The sequence below is a fragment of the Amycolatopsis circi genome (assembly GCF_003385235.1).
Classification (GTDB): Bacteria; Actinomycetota; Actinomycetes; order Mycobacteriales; family Pseudonocardiaceae; genus Amycolatopsis; species Amycolatopsis circi.
Map to the genome: position 1 here is coordinate 1 of NZ_PQIA01000270.1, position 3053 is coordinate 3053.

The 3053-nt window shown below is 67.8% G+C and carries 3 protein-coding genes; all 3 read right to left on the reverse strand.

Annotation, left to right across the window (positions count from 1 at the left end; genetic code table 11):
• Positions 1-219: 219 nt before the first annotated feature.
• On the reverse strand, positions 220-876 hold the full coding sequence (locus D0D37_RS46075) for an HAD family hydrolase (RefSeq protein ID WP_116206863.1): 657 nt from the start codon (positions 874-876) through the stop codon (positions 220-222).
• A gap of 36 nt (positions 877-912) precedes the next feature.
• Positions 913-1713 (reverse strand): alpha/beta fold hydrolase, encoded by an 801-nt coding sequence (locus D0D37_RS46080; protein WP_116206864.1) that lies wholly within the window; start codon positions 1711-1713, stop codon positions 913-915.
• Positions 1714-1832: 119 nt separating this feature from the next.
• Complete coding sequence (locus tag D0D37_RS46085; RefSeq protein WP_162834819.1) at positions 1833-2963, reverse strand: metallophosphoesterase; 1131 nt, start codon at positions 2961-2963, stop codon at positions 1833-1835.
• Between the last annotated feature and the right edge of the window lie 90 nt (positions 2964-3053).

Below are 3053 nucleotides of genomic sequence, written 5' to 3' on the forward strand. Positions count from 1 at the left end.
GGAAAGATGCCTTGACAAGCACCCCCGAACCGCAGGGAGGCTTCGTATCGGGGTGCGGGGGAGGGGCTGGGTGCCTCGATCGGTGGGTGCAGCGGCTGCGGCTGCGGGTGGGCCGTGAAGGGCTCCTTGAGGGAATCTAGGTCCGTGAAGGGGCCCCTCACGGACGGCGGCGGGTCGTGAGGGGAACCCTGAGGGACTCAGAGTCCGTGAGGGTTCCCCTCACGTACCGAATTGCTGCAGCAGCGCGGTTAGCGGGGTGGTGGTGAAGTTGGGGAGGACTTGGTCTGCTTTTGCGAAGTCCAGGGGGGCGGTGATGGGGTTTGGTACTGCGATGGTGGTGATTCCGGCTGCTTTCGCTGCGCTCACTCCGTGTGGGGAGTCTTCGAACGCCAGGGCTTCTTCCGCTGTTACGCCTAGGGTGCGCAGGGCTGCCAGGTAGGTGTCCGGGTCGGGTTTGGGTTTGTGGCGGTCGCCCGTTTCTACTGCGGTGAAGCGGGACGACAGGCCTAGACGTTCTAGTTGGCCGTGTACCCAGGTGCCTGACGAGCTTGAGGCGACGCCTAGCGCCAAGCCTCTCGCGGCGGCCTCGTCCAGGTAGGCGAGTACGCCTTCTCGGGGGCCGTCTTCGGCTAGGAGTTCGTCTACTCGGGCGCGCATTGCGGGGCGCAGGGTTTCCGGGTCCAGATCCGCTACGTGTTCGGCCAGCAGTTTGAACATCGTTGCCGCGAGGCGGTGGGTGCCGATTACCGCGTGCCAGGTGTCCATCGGCAGTTCTACGCCGTGTCCGGCGAATGTTTCCTGCCAGGACTGCAGTACCGCTGCCTCCGTGTCGGCGAGGGTGCCGTCGAAATCGAAGATCAATGCTCGCGTGGCCACGTTTCGCAGCTTGCCGCATCGGGAGTGGCGGCGGAGTCAGTTCGTGGCGAAGAACTCCGCCAGTACCGGGGCCAGTGCGGCGGTCTTCACCAGGTGCGTCTGGCCGGGCAGGGTGCGGTAGTCGGCGTTGGGCAATTGATCCGCTGCTGCTGCGACGCCGTTGCGCATCCACGCGGGACTCTTGCCGCCGTCGAGGATGAGGGTGGGGGCGGTGATTCCGGACCAGCGGGCCTCGGGGAGCGGGCGGCCTGCTTGGTTGTCGTCCATGATTTGCGCGTCGTAGGCGAGGGTGTGGGCGATGCGCTTCATTCGCGGCCACGCGGGCATCAGGCGCATCATCGTGACCATCAGGGCGGGAAGTCCGACGCCTTCGACCATGAACGTCTTGATCGCGTCGCCCGGTTTTCCGGCGGCGACGGCTGCTTCGAGTTTCGCCTGGTAGTCGGCCGGGACTCGTTTGCGCGTGCTGTCCACCACGAACGGCGGTTCGTACACCGCGACCTTCTTGACCGGCACGCCGCGGTGGGCGGCTTCCAGTACCAGGGCGGCGCCGGAGGAGATGCCGTACAGGCCGATCTCGCCGCCTGCTTCCTTGGCGAGTGCGGTGATGTCTTCGATCTCGCGCTCGACGTCGTACGGGCCGGTGTCGCCGCTTTCGCCTCTGCCTCGGCGGTCGAAGGTGTAGACGGTGAAGCGGTCGGAGAGGGCCTTGGCGAGGTCGTCGTTGGGGGTCGAGGTGCGGTAGCAGAGCGCGCCGTCGACGAGGACGAGTGCGGGGCCGGAGCCGATGCGGGAGTAGGCGATCTGGGTGCCGTCGGCGGACGTGACAGTGGGCATGGGGTTCCTCCTCGGGTGGTGCCGTGAGGAGAACTCTCGCATCCGACCAGTTGAGTTGTCAAGACAAAAAAATTAGTCGGTGGGATCTGGTGGTGTGGTCGGGGAGGGAAGGGGTGGGTTTAGGCGCTGCGGAGGGTCAGCAGGGCGATCTCGTTCGGGGCGAAAACCCGGAAGGGCGGGCCCCAGAAGCCGGAGCCGCGGCTGTTGTAGAGCTGGGTGGGGCCGTGCCGGGTGAGGCCGGACAGGGTGGGCTGGTCCAGGCGGACCAGGAGGTGGAAGGGCCAGATCTGGCCGCCGTGGGTGTGGCCGGAGATCTGCAGGTCGACGTTTTCCTCGCGGGCCTGGGCGACCTGTTTCGGCTGGTGCGCGAGGAGGACGACGGGGACCTCGGGATCGGAGCCGTCCAGGGCGGCGGCCAGGTCGGGACCGTGACCGGGGAGGCCCGAGGCGGCTCCGGTGGGGTCGTCGATGCCGGCGAAGAGCAGGCGGGCGCCGTCGCGTTCGAGCAGGGTCGAGCGGTTGTGCAGGGTGTCCCAGCCGAGGCTCGCCATGTGGTCCAGCCAGGCTTGGGCCTCGCCGAAATACTCGTGGTTGCCGGTGATGTAGAACCGGCCGAGCGGAGCTTGCACGCCGCCGAGCGGGTCGACCTGCTTGCGCCGCTTGGCGACCGACCCGTCGGCGAGGTCCCCGGCATGGCAGACGACGTCGGGCTGCAGCCGGTTCAGCTCGGCGACCAGGCGTTCGGACCAGCGGGTGCGGTCGAGGGGTCCGTAGTGGGTGTCGGTGATGACCGCGACGCGCAGCCCGTCGAGCCCGGCGCCGAGCTTCGGCAGCACGACGTCGACCGCCTTCACCGGCGGCACCCGCATGGCGATCCGGTTCCCGCTGACGAGCAGCACCGCGGCGACGGCGAGCGTGACCCCGGCTACGATCCGTGGCCGCGCGGGATCGTCCACTCCGGACACCAGCAGGACCAGCCGCAGCACGTGCGTGAGGACGCTCCAGGTGAACAGCACCCAGACCGTGCCGAGCGTGACGTCCCCGATCCGCGCGGCGGCGTCGCTCTGCTTCGGACCGTGCCCGAGCACCATGAGCACCGGAAAACTCAGCGCTGCTACGCCGAAAACGACCGTGCCGATGATGGTGCCCGCGACCGGCCAGTCCGGCAGCAACACGAGCACCGACCACGGCTCGCCGAACAGCAAGAGCACCGCGGCGACCACGAAGGCAACCCGACGAACTCCAACCACGGTTCTCTTCCCTTCGCCCAGGTACTACCCAGCGTAGCCGCATTCGGGTACGGGGAGGCGGAGTGTGAAGGGGAGTGGGTGTTTTAGCGT

Coding starts and splice junctions, on each gene's coding strand:
- D0D37_RS46080 (WP_116206864.1), bottom strand. CDS start 1,713: ATGCCCACTGTCACGTCCGCCGACGGCACCCAGATCGCCTACTCCCGC.